The following is an 18,934-nucleotide window of genomic DNA, read 5'->3' as shown; positions in this document are numbered from 1 at the left end:
GAAAACTAAAGGTATCTGCGTCAAATTTAACTCGCACCGCCGCGAACACGCCCTTGTCGGTATTGCGCGCGGCGGAGAAATCCTCGTCGCGGAAACCTTCGATGTTGTAGCCCACCGTAAGCAGCATGCCATCGTACCGGGACAAAGCCGATTTGTGGGCCGTAAGAAAAGCTTGTGACATCATCTTCCAAATTGGCGCGCACAGTACCGGTAGCGCCAATTTCGAAGCGTTCGCCGATGCCAATGCGCGCATCAACCCCTGCCAGCAGGCTTGTGCCCGAAAACTCGGTGCCTTCGAAGCGATCGAGGTTGTAGCGGGCACCAAGGAATAGCGAGTATTCGTCGTTGCGGCGCTGCACCAGCTCGTCATTCTCGTCGCGATCCCATTCACGCGGTGACCAATTGGTGGAAACGCTGGCGATCAGACGGCGCGACCGTGCATCGCCATCAACGATCAGCGCGGTACGCCCTGCGCCGGCAGTTTCGCCTGTAACTGCGCCGGTAATTTTATCGCTGCGGTACTCGAGCTTGCCGAGCATCGCGATTTCCGAGCTATCTGGACGGTGCGCAAAAGCGATGCTGGCATCGAAGATCTCGGTCTTGGCACCGTTTGTAGCAGTCGCTTCAGTCCAAGTCGCGCCCGAGCCTACAATGCTGCCCTCGCCCAGCTGGCGGATCGCACCGACTGTCACGCCTTTGCGATCGGCAAACTCGCCATCACGGTATTCGCCGCGCGCGGTCGCGCTCCAGCGGTCCTTGCGCCATGCCGCACCGATTGTTGCTGCGGTGAAGTCTTCAAATTGCGAGTTGCCGGTTAGCTGGCCACCGCTTGCGACCGGCTGCTGCGCATTCACGACGTCAGTGACGTCAGGTGAACCGTTGAGAGTGCGGCTGCCGTCCAATGTGGCGTCAATCGTCAGCTCCGGGCTCACCTGTACAGTCTGCGAGAGACCGAAAGCTGCAAAGCTGCGATTTCCGAACTCACCAATGTCTTGCTGACCGAGGGTGGTCACAATCTTACCGCCCTGCCATGGTGTCACTTCGATACCACCGCGCAATGTGCGTGCGTCGATGTTTTCACCGTCAGCGATTTCGTAAAGACCGACCAGACGGATATCGTCAGTAATCGCATAGCGTGCACCAAAGCGATGACGGTTAGGAAGGTCAATACTTTCAGTATTATCAAGTGCAATGCTGGTAGAAACACTCAACTCAAGTCTATTGTCGAAGAGACGCTGCGTCACACCGCCTTCGAGGACGGTAGACCTGTTCTTGGTTCCATCAGCGAGGCGGTCGTCAAAATGAGCCAGCCCGACATTCAGATCCGTGCCTTGCGTCGTGTAAGTGACCTGGGCCTGAGCCGCGCGACGGCGACTGTCGTCTGTCAGACTATCGTCCTGCCAAACACTGCCAACAAGGCTGAGGTGTTCGTGCAGCCGCAGACGCGCATCCACGCCAACCTTGCTGCGGCCACGCTCTGCTGCATTCTCTTGGCCCACGCCATAGTCGGCATCGACGCCGCGCGCATAGGCCAGAACGTCGAGGTTGCCGGTCTGGTGCTGAGCTTCAACGAGCCAGGCGTTAGAGGTACGGTCGTCCTTGTGACTAAAACCGACTTCAGCGCGAATTTCGGTGTTGTCGCCGATCCGCGCACGCAGGTCGAGCGCACCGAGATCGGTCCGGGCACCCTCGCCCTTGTCGGAGATCGCGGTCGCACCGATGCGAAGCTGGCCGCTCTCGCTGGTCCAATCTGCACGGACACCGACATTTAGCTTTTCATCGCCCAGTCCATCAGTTTCATATGTGATTACAATGAATTGTGGGTTTAAGCTAAAATCGCGGCTAAGTACCGGCTCAGCAAATGTGATCGTGCCAGAAAGCAGATCAACATCATAGTCGATAAATCTCGTCAATTCTCTTGATGAAACAATGATTTCAGAACGGAACCTGTCACGTACTTCAAGTACGACCCGCTCGCTATTGGCGAGAATTGCGCGGTTTGACAGGCGGTATGGGCCGCTAATGCCCTGCCCCTGGATCTCGTCACGGCGCAGACGTGTTGAGATTTCCGCGCCGAAGCCCGCGACCTTGACTTGGCCGATACGTGCCTCACCCTTGATGCCGGTTGCGGTGCGGTTGTAGCGCGCAAGCTGGGTCTGGTTGAAGCCGGTTTCGAAATCGCCATAGAGCGCGTAGAAGGTCGAGCTTTCGATACGAACATACAGCTTCTCGCGGCTCGCAGCGTCAAAGCGGCGGCTCGAGCCGTCAGCAAACACGGTGTAGTAGGCATTCGGGTCGATGGTCCCGAGTACACGCTGGTCTTCGCGCTGCTTGGCGCTGTCATAGGCCAGTGTGAGCAGGTATTTGCCGAGCACCCGGCCCTTTGCATAGAGAGCGACGCGCGCATCGTCGCCCAGATCGCTGTCAAAGCGGCCCGCGCGCTCCATATTGTCCGCAACGCTCTTTGCGCCGATTGTGCCTTCAGCGAGACCAATAATGGTCCACTCGATATCGCCTGGCTCGATCCAAGCCTCAAGCTCCTGCGTGCGGGTGATTTCGCCATCATCGAAACGGAAGTCGAGCTGCACAGAGCCGGAGACCATGGTTGGCGCCAGTTCGATCAGCGCAATGCCGTCATTGCCCTTCACTACCCAGCGGGCCGAGCTCGGAGCCAAACCAGTGAGCTGGTTGAGCTGCTGGCGATCAATCTGCTCTGCGCTTTCATATGGCGAGTTGATTGAGAATTCACCGGCGATGCCTTCGCGCAACGGACGATTGTTGCGATCGAGCACGCGGACAGCGATCACGGGACGGGTGCGCCCATCGGCAATCAGATTCGACTGCTCTGGCAGGAACTCAACCTTTGCAGGTGTAGTGGTGAAGAACACGTCACGCGTGATCGTTTCGCGGACTTCTCCGAAAGAATTGTAGATGTCAGCCTCAAGCACAGTGCGCTCGCCTCGAAGCGGAACGCCGCGCCAGGTGCTGACAGCGAATTTGCCGCGCTGAGGATTCTTGGTGCCGTCGAATGCGAGCGGGTTCACTTCTTCACCGTCGACGCGCAGAACGACCTTCTGGCCCTTGCGGTGGCGGATAGCGACGCGGATCGCCGGTGCGCGGGGGTTGTGATCAACCTCTGGGGTGAGCCAGCCGTCCGGACCATCGCCGAGAGCGATCCAGTCGGTCTTGGGCGAAAGGTCTTGCGTGGTTTTAGCATCATTCAGGCCGTCGCCCACGGTCGCGGGACGATCTGCGAGCAGCGCGCCGCCTGCGATTGGCGAGCCAACCAAGGCGTCACCGGTCCGTGCGGTCGGGGTTGCGGTCTCCGCGACGTCGCGAGCGATCGAGCCCTCTGGTGTGGTTTCTGCCAGTGGAGCAACAGCTTCCAGCGCGCCTTCTGGGACGATGGCATGGAAATCAGCCACGATCAGGCTGCCGCCTTGTCCGATGACAAAGCGCGAATTGGCGCTGCCCGCATTGCGGCTAGAACGATGACAATCGATGAACTCGGCCCCTTCGGGCAGGGTCATGCGAGAGGCCTGCACGACATGAGTACCTGGCACCACGCCTTCAAAGTGATAACGACCGTCGGCATCGGTAATGGCGAAGCTGCCATCTTCTAGCATTATGCGGACGCCGGGAATGCCGACGCGAGGATCGCGCACAGAGCAGCGCCCTGCGGTCACACGGCCAATAATGGTCAGGCGATCAGCAATGCTGTCGCGCTCAATATCAACGACGGCGCTGGCCGTAGCCGTCCGTCCGAGAGAATCTGTAGTCTCAGCGCGATTCAGCGCGCGGCCCGGAGAAGCATCGGCGCGGACTACCATCGCATAGGTGACGCGCTTCGAAGCCCCGCCAGCGAGATCGCCGAGCGCCACGGATAGCACGCTGCCATCGGGCGCAATCGTGATCGCGTCAGGGTCTTCAGCGCCATCAATCCGGATGGTATCCGGGCGCAATCGCAACGAGGATGGCGGTGTATCGGTCAGCACCACGTCGCGCTTAATGCGATCAGGATCGCTATTTGTCGCGGTGACAGCATAGAACACGACATCACCGGGCTGCACGCGGTCGCGAGACGCGGTTTTGGTTAGCCCGATGTCCAAACTGGGTCGATCAAGCGGAATATCTATCTGAACCGGCGTAGGATCGACCAGTTCAAAGACACCGCCATACGAACCTATTTGGATAACGAATGATCGACCATCGGGTCGCGTTAGGTTAGCAATCTGCTCAGGAGCAACGACTGATGGTGCCGTGTAAGGCTCAGGCGGCTCTATCACCAAGCGATAACGACCCAGCGACGTAAGCGGGAACCAGAATTCACCAGCCCCCATCGGGATCACATTTCCTGCACCATCGGTGATCGGCTGGCCAGAAATAACGGTTGAAGGCCAAGGTGTTACCCCATCCTCGGCGAACACTACTGCTGGCAGGCCCGTATCGGCATCGACCAATGAAACGGTCGCACCATCAACAGGCTCACCAGTTTCGCTGTCGAACACCACACCAAAAGGATCGGCGAGTACTTCGACATCGGTGGTCACGATAACATCGGACTGACCGGGCAGCGAAGCCGCGATCTGGATCATTTCACCGTCAGCGACACTGAGGCGACAATCGCTCTGAACCGGAGCCGGCGGCGCGCGTACGGTCGGGATTTCTCCGATGAATACGCCCGTATCGGGCCCGGTTTCGAAGATTGTTTCGGTCTCTCTGTCGCCGTTCGTCGTGGTGATCACCACGCTTAGCTGGTCAATCGCACCAGAATCGACGTTTGCGGCGCTTGCCGAAACCTCAAACAGCAGGTTTTGGCCCGCGCGAAGCACATTGGTCTGCTCAACACTGGCATTTTGCTGCGTGGTTTGTCCATTTGTGGAGATGGCTTGCGGAGACTGACCCGCAATGCTGCACAATGGTGCCTGATAATTCAGCTCGAACGAGCTTGCCGGCGCAGGCCGGAAAGCACGGATCTCAGGCGGAGCTGGTGACACATTGATAGAAACCTCGTTGGAGCTGATGCTCATCGTGGTTCCATCAAACTGCCAGGTTGCCTCGGCAATATTCGTGATTGTGCGATCCGAGGCCGTTTGCGCGCGCGCCCCCTCTCCGAGCACGACAAATGGCAGCAGCACTAAGATAAGTGCTGCTGCCAAGCGTCTCAGAGAGAGAGCTACACGCAAAGTCTTATTCCAGGTCGACTAGTTGATTTCGACGCGGAAGTAGAGCGAGCGGGTTGTGCCGCCGGGAATGTCCGCCAGAACACCGTCGACCTCGTCCTCACCGCCCGGGCCGCTGCCCGCACTAAATGAGGCCGTGCCGCCCGGTACACCGTCGGTACCACCGGTACACGCTGCGTCGCCGTTCACGAAAATGCCGAAAGACGCATCGAATGTTACGTCTGCTGGCAGCAAGTCGTTCACGTTGACATCGGTTGCCGTCGCTGAACCAGCAGCGTTCGTTACAGTAATACAGTAATCAACGAACGCGCCCGGAATTGCCTTCGGGTTGCTAGTACCATTGATTGGATCACTGAAGATGCTGCTGGATTTCGCTACAGTGACATTCGCCGCGGCAACCACATAGGTGTTTGTCGCTGAGAAGTCGCCGTTGCCCACACCGTCGGTAGCGCCTGCATTATCGGCAAGAACCGTATCAACACCGGCAGTGTTTGCCCCTGCAGTGTTCGTCAGTTCCGCGCCAAGGCCAGCTGCGCCAGCTTCGTGTGCGTCAGCCGTCAGCGTTACATCAAATGTTTCGCCATCAGTCGCAGCTAGATCGATGTCGGCGACAACGATCACGCGCACAACTTCGTCTTCGGTGACCTCGTCAAGGAAGGTAATTGGTCCGGCTGAGATCTCAGCCGCGCTCAATACGCCGTCCCCATTGGCATCAAGGAAGATTTCAAAGTTGGCGATGTTACCAGCCGTACCCGCGGTCAAAGCCGTGGTCAGGTCAAGGTCGACATCGCTGTTCGACAGGTTGGTGACATCAAAGACTAGCTCTGCGTTCTGCTCACCGGGTGAGACAGAAGTAGAACCGCCCACAGCCGTTACCGTCACATCGACTTTTTGGTCGACAGTGAAAGTATCAGATGCAGTTTCCACGTCTTGAGTCACACCGCCTACGTCGTACGTGACGGAGACGTTGTTGGTGATCGTATCACCTGCTGTGGTGCCTGCAGCCAAAGCTGGCGCGCTGCTCATAGCAACGAGCGCAACCGAACTGACAGCTCCCAGCAACTGGGTGGTAGGTCTCATGTTAGAGTTCCTCTGCGTGTGCCCCACGACTAATAAAGTCCCGCCCGCAAGGCTTGGCGGTTACCGTTCGCCTCTCAGCGAATGATTGCTGGATATTCGAGCCGTACCGCTCTCGCCCGGTGCAACCGAGGCAAGCGTCCATCGAACATGAGTGACATCACCGTGTTCGGCGGGACGGCTGGTGCCATCCTCCTGCGTCACGGTAAGGGTGCCAAGAACACCCCAATCTTTTCCGTCATTAACCGAAACGGTTAGTTCAGGGCTGGCGTCTGGAGCCAAGGCTACAGCCTTTGGCAGCGGATTGGTCACGACAAAGTCGGTTACCGTTTCCGCGCCTGAGTTTGTGTAGTCGGTGCCGAAGATCAAACGATCGCCCGGGACGATCACGCTCGGCTCCACCAGCTCAGTGCTTTCATTGCCCGCGGCATCAGTGGTGGTCTTCACCGCTTTGACGTCGCCATTAAGCTCCATCGCATTGCCCTGCGCAAGCGCAGGCATGGCTGGCAGCGCCAGAGCCAAAAGAGCTGCGAAAATTGTCTTGGAAAAAGTCATTCTATCGGACCCTGTTTTGATTATTGATCGATCGTGACATCGAAAGTGATGGCTTGCGTTGTGCCGCCTGCGACCGTGCCAAGATCAACGGTGATGCCCGTCGCATCGGTCTCGCCCGCATCATCGCCGCTCGCATCGGTGAGCGCGGCGCCCGCGAGCGTCAGCGTGCCGGGCACATAAGTTGTGTCTGCTGGGAAGGCGTCAGTGACGATCAGATTGTCGACTGTGCCGCTGCCCGTCACCTCGTACCGAGATCGTGAAGGTTACGACCGAGCCAGGGACAGCGCTGGTTCCGCCGAAGGGATCGACGATTGCGGCTGACTTGACGAGATCGACCGTCGTGATGCCAACCAGCAGCGAACCGGTCGCGGTCGCATCTGCGCCGGTGGTGCCGACGATCGCATCGCCGCCGCCCACGCCTTGTCCGGCAAAGGTGTCGCCTGGCGCACCCGTTCCGGTAACGGCTTCGGCAGTCAGCTCGACATCGCTTTGCTGTGTGTCGGTCGCGCTTGCCGGAACCGTGACGAGAACGAACACGGTGAGCGTCTCATCGGCTGCCAGCACTGCTGTGGTCTCTGGACCGGTCAGGATCTGGTCGACGCCCGGATCGTATGTGCCGTTTCCGTTTGTATCGACCGCGATGCCATCGACGGTCGTGTCGAAGTCATTGCCCGCTACCACGGGGTTGGCTGTCAGTTCGAACGCTTCGGGGCCATTACCCTGGTTCGTGATCTCGAACGTAAGCACTTCGTCGCCCGGCGTCGTGCCAACTGGCCCACCATCGAGCGACGTCACCGTGACGTCGAGAAGCTCGTCGACAAGAACAGTGACGGTGTTGGAGTCCACAGTCTGCGGCCCCGTCCCATCGTCGTAGGTTGCGGTCGCGGTGTTCTCGATGAGAGTACCGGCATCGACGCCAGCAGCGTGAGCAGGAGCGGCGGCAGCGGTCGCAAAAATTGCGACGGCGAGAGCCGGTGCGAGCGAGTTAGCCAGGCTTGGCTTAATGAGGTTCCGTGTATTCATGCCTCGGACGAATACGCAGAATTGGTTATCGAACCGTTTACATATCGATCCGAAAGCGCAGACTTTAGCGGTTTACACGAGTTTACAATCACCCAGAGAGAGGGTTAATTCCGCGTTTAACCGAGCGTTCGCTGACCAGCGGTTTTCAGGCCGGTTTTTGAGATCGAAGCTGTGAGACGTAACTGAACCGAAGGTCATACTGGGCGCAGTATACGCGAAGAGCCCGTCAGAGCTGTGTAGCTAGAGATAGATCAGCTAACTCCAGGCTTAATCCGAAGCTATTCGCCAGACCTCAAGGCTTAAATTCAGTATGTTTTTAATTGCCTTAGATTCGTAATCTATAGTGATTTCTAGATCACGCAATCAACCGCAATGCTCGGCAACTTGATGACGAGCAAGAGGACGTCGGCAAAGATTTAAGATTGAACTTAGTGATATTTCATCATGTTTTTATATATTTAAAAGACAAATCTTACATCGCATGAGAGCTTAAATCGCATCGCAATAAGATCGGTCAGACGCTCAAGAGCCAGATTCCGAGGATTAGCGCGGAACTTCCCAAAGACATCAGGGCCGCGATAATTTTCAAATTCACAGACTTAATTGGCTCAGCTCGATGAGAATTGAGCCGAGCGTTGACCGCACATCCCTTGCGCTCCGCGGCCCAGAAAATCGCGATCCCGATCAGTATGAACAGTGTGGCAATGCCTTTCGGGAGCCATGACGGTTCAAGCTTTTCAAACAGCGCGTTGAAGCCAAGCCCTATGCCGACCGATGCCAGTCCCGTCCGCATCCATCCCGCGAATGTTCGCTCATTGGCCATTATTGTGCGATCTTCAGCAAGGTCGGTGCGATCTTCGGCGAGCTCGTTGCTTGTGCTTTGGTCTGTCATGATAATGCATTAGCGCTGTTTGGCGGGCACGTCATTCAAATGCGCAATCTGCGTTGAACAAAGCCACTAATGCCGACCCCTTACGCATACTTAGCGCTACTTCAGAACGGATAAACTCGCGTTAAAATAGAGTTTTGATAGCCATACATCATAGGTAATCTAACTCTAGAGAGTCTGTTATGAAAGCACTGGGCCAAGCCGCGCTGCGTGCTTGGCACAAACCTGTGATGTGCCGAAACTGGTCTTTCTTCGGAGTATCCCATCATTCAGCCCGCGCTAGCGCACCCTGCGCCACAATTACGCGAGCCCGACGATTTCGCCATTCTCGTCCAGCCCAATCTCGAGCGCGGCAGGTCTGCGAGGCAAGCCCGGCATCACCATGACGTCACCGCAGATCGCGACAATGAAGCCCGCGCCAGCCGACAGGCGCACTTCTCGAACCTGAACACTGTGGCCAGATGGAGCCCCCAGCTTAGCCGCGTCAGTCGAAAAGCTATACTGAGTCTTGGCGACACATATCGGAAGGGCTCCGTAACCCAAGTCCTCAAACTCCTGAAGCGACCGCTTCACCGCCGCAGACAGGACGATCTCGTCGGCGCGGTAGATTTCCTGCGCTACAGTGCGGATTTTCTCAGCAAGCGGCATTTCATCAGGATAGAGCAATTCCACTGCGGTTTCGTCGGCATCAAGCGCAGCCTTCACCGCCGTCGCTAGGTCGCGAGCGCCTTCACCGCCATCGGCCCAGTGCTTCGAAACCGCACAGGCCACGCCGTGCTCCGCACAAATCTGCTGCAAAGTCCCGACTTCTTCTGCCGTGTCATGGACGAAATGGTTGATCGCAACGATCGGAGAAATGCCGAACTTCTTCAGATTTTCGATATGGCGGCCGATATTTAGCGCGCCGCGTTTGAGTGCCTCGGGATCGGGATTTGCCAGATCATCTTTCTTGACGCCGCCTTGCATTTTCAAGGCGCGCACTGTGGCGACGAGCACCACCGCATCAGGGCGTAAACCAGACTGCCGGCATTTGATGTCGAGGAACTTCTCGGCGCCGAGATCCGCTCCAAAGCCTGCCTCTGTGACGACAACATCGGCTAGTTTGAGTGCGCTTTTGGTGGCCATCACCGAATTGCAGCCATGCGCGATGTTGGCGAACGGTCCGCCGTGAATAAAGGCCGGGCTGTGCTCGATCGTCTGAACCAGATTAGGCGCGAGCGCATCCTTCAGCAGCACTGCTATCGCCCCATCAGCACCGATATCGCGCGCGGTGACTGGTTTTTTGGAGCGAGTGCGAGCCACAATGATGTCGCCCAACCGCTTTTGCAGGTCTTGAAGATCGCTAGCGAGGCACAGGATCGCCATGATTTCCGAGGCGACCGTGATATCAAACCCGCTTTCGCGAGGAATGCCGTGAGCAGGACCGCCGAGGCCGATTGTGATATTCCTCAAGGCGCGATCATTCATGTCGACAACCCGCCGCCATGTGATGCGACGCGGGTCGATATCGAGCGCGTTGCCCCATTGCAGATGATTGTCGATGAGAGCGGCCAACAGACTATGCGCAGAGGTGATTGCGTGGAAATCACCGTTGAAGTGAAGGTTTATGTCTTCCATCGGGACGACCTGCGCCCGGCCACCGCCTGCCGCCCCGCCCTTCATACCAAAACACGGACCAAGAGAAGGTTCGCGCAGGCAAACCATCGCGTTCACACCGATTGCGTTCAGACCATCGGTCAATCCAACGCTGGTTGTGGTTTTGCCCTCGCCTGCAGGTGTCGGCGTAATGGCCGTAACGAGCACGAGCTTGCCGTCAGGCTGGTCCTTAAGCGTGTTGATATGCTTGAGGCTCAATTTCGCCTTGTAGTGGCCGAAGGGCACCAGTGTTTCAGGGTCCAAACCCAGCCGCCGTTTGGCGAGGTCAAGAATGGGTTCCATCGCTGCTGCACGGGCGATTTCGATATCAGGTGCCCCAGGTCCAGGTAAATCGTCTCGCGCCATCAGCGCTCGCCCTCCCCAAAAGTTGTCAGAGAAGCACACTGACATAAGCTGCGCGACTGTCTGAAGTATTTCGCCGCTCAAACAAGCCCTAGCAGCACTATGGGCGCATATTTGTTGTTGCTGTGGGTCAATAATGTCCTGCGGCAAGGCGATCACGCATGGGAGCTTGCAGGCTGGCGGCGGTTTGTAACCGCAATTGGCCCACCACTCACATATCCAGCCGAACTATGCCGCTTTAGGATTGGTAGCGGAGGAGGGACTCGAACCCCCGACACATGGATTATGATTCCACTGCTCTAACCACCTGAGCTACTCCGCCCCAATTGGGGTTCGCGAGGCGCAAACGCCTCAAACGAGCGGCGCATTTAGGCTGCGCTCGCCAAGCGGTCAACCACTCTTGCGAAGGTTTTATGGAAGCGCTTTTCCGCGCAGCGCGCAGCGCTTCACCAAATCCCAAGGACCGCCTTGATAAAGGTGCAGCTCAATCGCGGGAAAGCGAAAGGCACCGCGCTCAATCCAAGGCTCGATATCAAGTCGCAGTTGCGCTTGCAGCGCCCTCGCCTCTTCCTTTGTCACCTTGTTTTGGATCGTGATGTGCGGGCGCGGCTCGTAAAGATCCTGATTGGTGAGGCTGCCGTGGAAGTGCTCAGCAATCTCGGCCCGCACAGCAAGCAAATCAGGGCTCTCGAGCGCAATTGCAGTTCCCTTGCCCAAATCCATCACACCGCTAACCCGCGCCTCTACCGGAGCATATTCAGCCGTCAGGCGAGGAATGTAGCTCTTGAGTTCCTCAAGCAGTGAAGGCGCGAAGGAGTGGAACATCGTGACATGCGCGTGCAAATGGTTGCGATGTGCGGGATAATGCGCGCGGCGAAGACCTTCAGCCCAGGATGCGACATCAGGCGGAAGTGCCGCTGTGACGATGTATGGGTTGGCCACTCTTCGCGTTACATCTCACCGCGCGCACGGCGGATCGCGTACCACTTCTCAACATTGGCGTTATGCTCCGCGAGGGTCTCGGCGAACATATGCCCGCCTGTTCCGTCGGCGACCATGAAGAGCGCGTTTGTCTCAGCCGGGTTGAGCACGGCCGCGATGCTTTCACGGCCCGGGTTCGTGATCGGCCCCTCGGGCAGTCCAATCCGCGTGTAGGTGTTGTAGCCGTTGACCGCCGCAATTTCCGATTGGCGGATCCTGCGCCCCAGCGGCTTGCCCTTCGTAATCGGGTATATGATCGTCGGATCGGCTTGCAGCAGCATTCCTGTCTTCACACGGTTGGAATAAAGCCCCGCGATCTGCTTGCGTTCGGAGGCTTTGCCCGTTTCTTTCTCCACGATTGAGGCAAGGATCACAGCCTCTTTCATCGTGTCGACCACGGTGTTCGGGCCGCGCTCTGCCCACGCCTCGGCGAGATAGCTGTCCATCGCCGATTGCATACGCGCAACCACACTTTGACGGCTCTCGCCGCGCTCAAAATCATATGTATCGGGTAAGATCGACCCTTCGACCGGTACATCGACCTCGCCGGTTAGCAATTCCTCTGCCATCAACCGCTCGTGCACGAGGATCGAAGGCATGCCCTCCGGTATGGTTACAAAGCGACGTACCACATCACCATTTTGGAATGCTGACAGGATTTGCCCCTGCGTCATTCCGGGAGTGAGTGAGAATTCTCCAGCTTGGATCGGATCACCGGAGCCGAGAAGCCGAGCGCGCAAGAGGAAGCCGTCAGCCGAAGAAATGTGGCCCTCTTCTTCCAATTTTGCGGCCACCGCGCTCAGAGAGGAGCCCGGCGAAATGACGAAGTTGCTCTCTTCCTTGACCGTCGCCGAGCCAAGAAACTGGCTACCTGCAAAAAGACCAGCCGCCAGCAGCAGCGCCAGCCCCACCGCAAAGATCAGGCCGAGCCGGCGCATATTCTCAATCCACCTTTTGCATGACGAGCGAAGCGTTGGTGCCGCCAAAACCGAAGCTGTTGTTCAGCACCGCGCGCACTTCGCGCTTCTTCGCTTCCAGCGGGACGAGGTCGATACCCTCGGTTCCTTCATCAGGATTGTGAAGGTTGAGCGTCGGCGGGACGATGCCATCGCGCATCGCGAGAATGCAGAACACCGCTTCGACCGCGCCTGCACCGCCAAGCAAGTGGCCAATCGCCGACTTGGTCGAACTCATCGACGCGCCGCTCAGATCATCGCCTAACACTCGCTTGACCGCGGCCAGTTCGATCGTGTCGGCCATGGTCGAAGTGCCGTGCGCGTTTACATAATCAATGTCGCCTTCAGACAAGCCAGCCTTGCGCAATGCCATCCGCATGGCGAGTTCCGCGCCTTTGCCCTCAGGATGCGGAGCTGTGACGTGATAGGCGTCGCCTGAGAGGCCGTATCCGGTCACCTCGGCGTAGATCTTTGCTCCGCGCGCTTTGGCGTGCTCATATTCCTCAAGAACGAGGACACCGGCGCCCTCGCCCATCACAAAGCCTTCGCGGTCCTTGTCGTATGGACGGCTCGCTTCTGTCGGGCGATCGTTGAAACTCGTGTTGAGAGCGCGCGCCTGAGCGAAGCCCGCTATGCCGAGCGGATTGACGGTGCTTTCTGCGCCGCCTGCGAGCATGATGTCAGCGTCATCAGCAGCAATCATGCGCGCTGCATCGCCAATGGAGTGGGCACCAGTCGAACAAGCCGTCACAACCGCGTGATTGGGGCCCATATAGCCATATTTGATCTGAACTTGCCCCGTGACGAGGTTGATCAGCCTCCCGTGCACGAAGTGCGGGCTTACGCGGCCAGGACCGCGCTCATGCAAGTTGACACTCTCCTTTTCGATCCCCGGAAGGCCGCCAATACCGGCACCGATCGAGCAACCCGTGCGCAGCTTCGTCGCCTCATCCATGTCTTCAAGGCCGGCATCTTCGATCGCCTGACCGGCGGCATCGATGCCATAAACGATGAACGGATCGACTTGACGCTGGATCTTGCCATCGACGCGCTTGTCCGGATCAAACCCCCAGGGATGATCCTTGTCCTTGACCTCGCAAGCAATCTTGCACTTCTGATCTTCCGGATCGAAGCGCGTGATTGGCCCCGCGCCGCTTTCCCCTGCAATCAGGTTGCGCCAAGTGGTTTCCACATCGCCGCCCAGCGGCGTGACAAGACCCAACCCGGTGACGACAACACGGCGCATTCAATTCTCCAATACAACTCAGGCCCACGCCCACTGGGGGCGCGGGCCTGATGATTTAGCCTAAATCGACGGGAAAGGTGCGCAAAACCTCGCGCACTTCAGTCCGCGTCTAATCAGCCTTTGTGGCTCTCGATGAATTTGGTCGCGTCACCAACAGTGGTGATCTTTTCGTACCGCATCGTCAGGGATTTCGACACCGAATTCCTCTTCGAAAGCCATGACCAACTCGACGATGTCTAGGCTGTCTGCGCCCAGATCATCGATGAAGCTTGCATCCTGCGAAACCTTGTCGGCTTCTACGCCGAGATGTTCGACGACAATTTTCTGCACGCGGTCGGCAGTATCGCTCATAGTATTCCCTCTTGAAAATTGGGGTGTGAAATTCGCTATCGCCCTAATGAACGCTGCGAGTGAGTGCAAGAGGAGATGAATACCCCTCCGAAACTGTCCCCGGACGGGGACCGAATGTCGCGTCAATCGAACAGAGCGCGCGCGTCGAGTAACTCGATATCATCGCGCGATGCCAATGATCGCTTGATCATATATTTGTGCCAGCTTCCGAAAGTTACAAGTGCGTTGAGTTCCTCACCGCTGACAGAATCGAGCGCAGAATGGATTAAGTCATTGTGCGCCTTGTTGATTTGCGTCCAGCCGCCGGGGCCCAGATCTGCATCAAAATACCGCTGGTAAGGCCTTTGGGCGCGCTCGACGATCGCGTCATACTCGTCTGTATGAATGAATTTGGGGTCATCGCCGCGCCCCGCGAGCTCGCGCGAATAGGCCCGCCGGGCAGCGAGATGCTCCGTCCATTGTTCAGCGCGCTGTGGATCGTTTTCGATACGTGCCAACGCCGCCTGGCGATTATCTGCAATTTCGCGCGTCCATCCGGCGCCTGGAAGGATCTCGAAATTCATTTCTCGCGTGAGCGGGAAGATAACGTCTGTGTATTCGGGAAAGACTTTTGTACGCGGCTCGGTAACCTCGCCAGTTTCGGCAAAACTCCGCTTGGCCTCATCGATCCGGTCGGGCGGAATCTCTGAAATAATCACATCTGGAGCGGCGCGGCGCACCGCCTCGCGCAATACGTCGAGTGAATACCGCTCACTATCACGATGACGCCCGTGGATTGCACCCAACACCGTTACCCGCGTTGCGCCAGACTTTGGCTTGGGTTTCGCGCAACCGGCGAGCGGCACCGTTGCCGCGGCGGCGGCGGCGAGACTGCTCAAAATCATGGCGCGACGGGTCGGAATCATGGTGAGACATTCGTAGCCATGCAGGCGCGGGTTACAATTGGCAAATGGCTCTGACCGGGGAAATACACGTCCAATCACAGCTTAACGCAGCTGACACTCGCTTCATCGTAAGCATCGGAAACAATTGTGCTTTATCCCGTTAAACTCATGTCACGACGACGCGAAACGACAACTTTTAAGGAGACACATGACAAATATTGAACTGCTAAAATCACTGACACAAACGACTTATGATTCGGTCGAAGGATACCGCAAGGCGGCCGAAACGGCGAAGAGCCCGGCACTGAAACGTGCGCTGGAGACCCGCCGTGAGAAGCGTGCAGAAACGCTCTCGATGTTGAACAGCGGCCTCGTCGAACTGGATGTGAGTCCGATCACCGAGGCAAGCGCAAGCGGTACGGTGCACCAGATGTTTCTCAAGATCACCGACGCATTCGAGAACGGCGATGAAGCCGCAGCCGAGCGAGTAGAGGAAGGCGAAGATTACATTGCCGACCAGTTCCGCGATGCACTTGAAAACAATAACGTGGATCAGAAGATGAAGGGCTGGATTGAACCAGCCTATTCTGAAATCAAGGTCGGCGAACGCTTCGGCGACATGATTGAAAAGCAATACGCATAACGTCGTGCATGCTAGTGCAAGTGGGGACTTGCACCCGGGCGTCGAGCGCGAGGCGTACTAAGCGTTTGACATTCAAGCCACGCTGACGCGCCCGCCCACAAGTTTCAACACAATCCCCAAACACTGAGGCGCGCGATCCGCAACGGATCGGGCGCCTTTTGCTGTTCCCAACTCGATTGTGCGGCGAGGCTGTTATTCTACCTGAGTGCCTTCCGCTTGGCCCTCACCGCCGCCTGAAGTATCGGGCAAGGCAGCAAAGTCTGGATAGCGTGCACCCATGATTTCAGCCCGCGCGATCAACTGATCTTCTCCGCGGATCCAACCTTGAACGCGATCAACCGATTCCAGCGCCATCAGTTTTTTCGGTTCGACCGCAAGTGCGCGCTCAAGCGTCGCCAAAGATGTCTCGTAGTTTCCGTCGCGCTCCTGGCACATGGCAACATTGAACAGCACAGAAACGTGCTGCGGATTGGCAGCTTCGAGCGCTTGGAAAGCCTTGCATGCCGCAGTTTCATCCGTCTTCGTCAGACGCAGCGCTTCTTTGAAAGCCTTGCGATCCGCTTTTTCCAGACCTTTGCGACGCTCAAGCACTCGATATTCCCGGCTCAAGAAACGTGGAGCCAATGCATTGCGCACGCGCCACGCAAAATTGGAGACAAGCGCATCGGACATCCCTGAAACAGAAGGCGGCGATCCGGTGTCGGCACACACGTCCTCGTTACGGTTCAACTCATTTCGCGCCGTGTAAAGGATCTCCCCTTCGCGCCCTACAATCTCGATGTCCGGAAAGAATGAAACTTCGGTTCGCGTGCACTCATAGACATTCGTGCGGTAGCGAACGCACTTCTTGTCTTTATCCTTTTCCACGCACTCGCGTTCGCGCTTCGGCTCAAGCTGCAGCACCGATGATTGAATGCCAGCGCTGCCTTGGATAATTGCGTCGACTGGCTTCGCACCAAGCGGCACAATCTCGAACCAATTCTGATCCTCGACCCGCGTTCGCTCAAGCGCGTTTTTGAGTTCATAACTCAGACGCGAGCCCATGCCGCCGCTTAAATCATCGACGGCGATTGTTTCCACGTCGAGCCCGGCATCGGTCGTGGCCGGCAGGTGACCGCCAACGGTTAGCGTTTCAGCTTGCGCAGACGCGCTTGTGATCGCTGCGAGACCACTCGCAAATGCCGCAAACGCGCTCAACCGGCTACGTTTCATGTCGAAATTCCCCATGTTTCACGCCCCATGCTATCGCGCGGGGCAAGTGAGGGAAAGATGAATGGCCAGCCTTTCCAAAGGTTTCACCCGAGGGAAAGGTCAGGATACGCAATCAGCTTTCGCTGGAGCCTTTGGCCGCGCCACCCTGCTCTTGCTTCTGTGGTGGTTCGACCGTGCGCAGGAAGAGTTCGCGCAGCTGCTTCGGCTCAGCCTTGCTCGGCGCGCCCATCATTAGGTCTTCGCCCTTCTGGTTCATAGGGAAGGCAATGACTTCGCGAATTGCCTCTTCGCCGGCGAGCAGCATCACGATCCGGTCAATACCCGGCGCCGAGCCACCATGCGGCGGTGCGCCCAGCTTGAACGCCTCGATCATTCCGGAGAATTCGCGGTCGACCGTCGCCTTGTCGTAGCCTGCAAGTTCGAACGCTTTGTACATGATGTCCGGACGGTGGTTCCGAATTGCGCCCGATGACAGCTCATAGCCGTTGCAGACAATGTCGTATTGCCATGCCTTGATCTCGAGCGGGTCCATCGTTTCGAGCGCTTCCATCTCGCCTTGCGGCATCGAGAATGGGTTGTGTGAAAAGTCGACCTTCTTCAGCTCTTCGTCATACTCGAACATCGGGAAATCGACGATCCAACAGAACTTGAAACAGCCTTCTTCGATCAGACCGAGTTGCTCGCCGACCTGCGTGCGCGCGGCACCGGCCAGCTTGGCCGCCTCGGCTTCCTTGCCGGCAGCGAAAAACAGACCGTCATCCGGGCCAAGGCCAAGCGCGTTATAGAGCTCTTCCATCCGTTCAGGCCCGTGGTTCTTGGCAATCGGCCCGCCGAACTCGCCGCCTTTGCGGGTGACGTAACCGAGGCCAGCAAACCCTTCGCTGCGCGCCCAATTGTTCATATCATCGAAGAACTTGCGGCTCTTCTCATTCGTGCCCGGCGCAGGCACCACGCGGACAACGCCGCCGCCGCCAACGATCTTTTCAAACAGGCCAAAGCCCGATTTTTCGAAGTGGCTGGTAACATCGCTGATGATCAGCGGGTTGCGCAGGTCAGGCTTGTCTGTGCCGTATTTGAGGATCGCCTCGGCATAGGGGATGCGCGGGAACTCGCCCGATGCGGTGACAGTCTTGCCGTCGGCAAACTCTTCAAAGACGCCAGCGAGAACCGGCTCCAAGGCCTGGAACACGTCTTCCTGAGTGACAAAGCTCATCTCAAAATCGAGCTGGTAAAACTCGAGGCTGCGATCAGCGCGAAGGTCTTCGTCGCGGAAGCACGGCGCGATCTGGAAATAGCGATCAAAGCCCGACACCATCAGCAGCTGCTTGAACATCTGCGGCGCTTGCGGAAGCGCGTAGAAATTGCCCGGCTGCATACGGCTCGGCACGAGGAAATCGCGCGCACCCTCTGGCGAAGATGCGGTGAGAATCGGCGTCTGGAATTCAGTGAAGCCCTGATCGACCATACGCTGACGGATCGAAGAGATCACTTTGCTGCGCAACATGATGTTGCGGTGCATGGTCTCACGGCGCAGGTCGAGATAGCGATATTTGAGGCGGATATCCTCCGGGTAATCCTGCTCGCCCGCAACTGGCATCGGCAGCTCTTCAGCAGCACTCTGGATCGTGACGCTGCGCGCGAACACTTCAATCGCGCCGGTCGGCAGATTGTCGTTCACCGTCTCTGCCGAGCGCGCTTTTACATCGCCATCAATCGTCACCACGCTCTCTGCGCGCAAAGATTCGAGCACCGGTAGCGCTGGCGAATCTTCGTCCGCGACAATCTGCGTCATGCCGTAGTGATCGCGCAAGTCGACGAACAGAACGCCGCCATGGTCGCGCTTGCGGTGAATCCAGCCCGAAAGCCGAACGGTTTCGCCGACATGCGTGTCACGTAACTGTGCGCAAGTGTGGGAACGGTAGGTGTGCATCCTAAA

General features: G+C 57.6%; 14 protein-coding genes, 1 tRNA gene and 1 pseudogene. 1 reads left to right on the top strand and 15 read right to left on the bottom strand.

The features are described from left to right. Window positions 1-26 precede the first annotated feature (26 nt). From ACZ1GU_RS05925 to ACZ1GU_RS05865, 13 genes and pseudogenes are all read right to left on the bottom strand, one after another. A complete protein-coding gene (locus ACZ1GU_RS05925) occupies window positions 27-5,159 on the bottom strand; it encodes a hypothetical protein (RefSeq protein WP_472647137.1) in 5,133 nt (1,710 codons plus the stop codon). Between the two features lie 45 nt (window positions 5,160-5,204). After that, window positions 5,205-6,263, bottom strand: coding sequence for a hypothetical protein (locus ACZ1GU_RS05920; RefSeq protein ID WP_472647136.1), 1,059 nt, complete (start codon window positions 6,261-6,263; stop codon window positions 5,205-5,207). Between the two features lie 60 nt (window positions 6,264-6,323). Then, entirely contained in the window at window positions 6,324-6,815 is a 492-nt protein-coding gene (locus ACZ1GU_RS05915) for a hypothetical protein (protein WP_472647135.1), read from the bottom strand. Window positions 6,816-6,835: 20 nt separating this feature from the next. Next, window positions 6,836-7,057, bottom strand: coding sequence for a hypothetical protein (locus tag ACZ1GU_RS05910; protein ID WP_472647134.1), 222 nt, complete (start codon window positions 7,055-7,057; stop codon window positions 6,836-6,838). Next, window positions 7,017-7,838: a hypothetical protein gene (locus ACZ1GU_RS05905; protein WP_472647133.1), complete on the bottom strand. Its 822-nt coding sequence runs from the start codon at window positions 7,836-7,838 to the stop codon at window positions 7,017-7,019. Before ACZ1GU_RS05905 ends, ACZ1GU_RS05910 begins: the two co-directional genes overlap by 41 nt. Window positions 7,839-8,352: 514 nt before the next feature. Next, window positions 8,353-8,730, bottom strand: coding sequence for a YidH family protein (locus tag ACZ1GU_RS05900; protein WP_472647132.1), 378 nt, complete (start codon window positions 8,728-8,730; stop codon window positions 8,353-8,355). 297 nt (window positions 8,731-9,027) lie between these two features. Then, window positions 9,028-10,728: a formate--tetrahydrofolate ligase gene (locus ACZ1GU_RS05895; RefSeq protein WP_472647131.1), complete on the bottom strand. Its 1,701-nt coding sequence runs from the start codon at window positions 10,726-10,728 to the stop codon at window positions 9,028-9,030. A 242-nt stretch (window positions 10,729-10,970) separates the two neighbouring features. After that, window positions 10,971-11,047 (bottom strand) — tRNA-Met (locus tag ACZ1GU_RS05890). Window positions 11,048-11,136: 89 nt separating this feature from the next. Next, window positions 11,137-11,667: a 2'-5' RNA ligase family protein gene (locus ACZ1GU_RS05885; RefSeq protein WP_472647130.1), complete on the bottom strand. Its 531-nt coding sequence runs from the start codon at window positions 11,665-11,667 to the stop codon at window positions 11,137-11,139. A gap of 8 nt (window positions 11,668-11,675) precedes the next feature. Next, entirely contained in the window at window positions 11,676-12,644 is a 969-nt protein-coding gene (mltG, locus tag ACZ1GU_RS05880; protein WP_472647129.1) for an endolytic transglycosylase MltG, read from the bottom strand. A gap of 4 nt (window positions 12,645-12,648) precedes the next feature. Continuing rightward, the gene (gene fabF, locus ACZ1GU_RS05875) at window positions 12,649-13,908 is read right to left on the bottom strand and encodes a beta-ketoacyl-ACP synthase II (RefSeq protein WP_472647128.1); all 1,260 of its coding nucleotides are present in this window, start codon (window positions 13,906-13,908) and stop codon (window positions 12,649-12,651) included. Between the two features lie 113 nt (window positions 13,909-14,021). After that, window positions 14,022-14,259 (bottom strand): annotated as a pseudogene (locus ACZ1GU_RS05870) (acyl carrier protein). Between the two features lie 122 nt (window positions 14,260-14,381). After that, the gene (locus tag ACZ1GU_RS05865; protein ID WP_472647127.1) at window positions 14,382-15,164 is read right to left on the bottom strand and encodes a hypothetical protein; all 783 of its coding nucleotides are present in this window, start codon (window positions 15,162-15,164) and stop codon (window positions 14,382-14,384) included. 187 nt (window positions 15,165-15,351) lie between these two features. Between ACZ1GU_RS05865 and ACZ1GU_RS05860 the strand changes: the two genes are divergently transcribed. Then, entirely contained in the window at window positions 15,352-15,786 is a 435-nt protein-coding gene (locus tag ACZ1GU_RS05860) for a PA2169 family four-helix-bundle protein (protein WP_472647126.1), read from the top strand. A 192-nt stretch (window positions 15,787-15,978) separates the two neighbouring features. On the opposite strand, the gene ACZ1GU_RS05855 is transcribed toward ACZ1GU_RS05860, so the two are convergent. Beyond that, window positions 15,979-16,998 (bottom strand): tetratricopeptide repeat protein, encoded by a 1,020-nt coding sequence (locus ACZ1GU_RS05855; protein WP_472647125.1) that lies wholly within the window; start codon window positions 16,996-16,998, stop codon window positions 15,979-15,981. Window positions 16,999-17,110: 112 nt separating this feature from the next. Then, on the bottom strand, window positions 17,111-18,928 hold the full coding sequence (gene aspS, locus ACZ1GU_RS05850) for an aspartate--tRNA ligase (RefSeq protein WP_472647124.1): 1,818 nt from the start codon (window positions 18,926-18,928) through the stop codon (window positions 17,111-17,113). Between the last annotated feature and the right edge of the window lie 6 nt (window positions 18,929-18,934).

The organism is Erythrobacter sp. HA7-11 (assembly GCF_055693605.1).
Note: the sequence above shows the minus strand (reverse complement) of the source record. Positions and strands in the feature narration are given on the sequence as shown.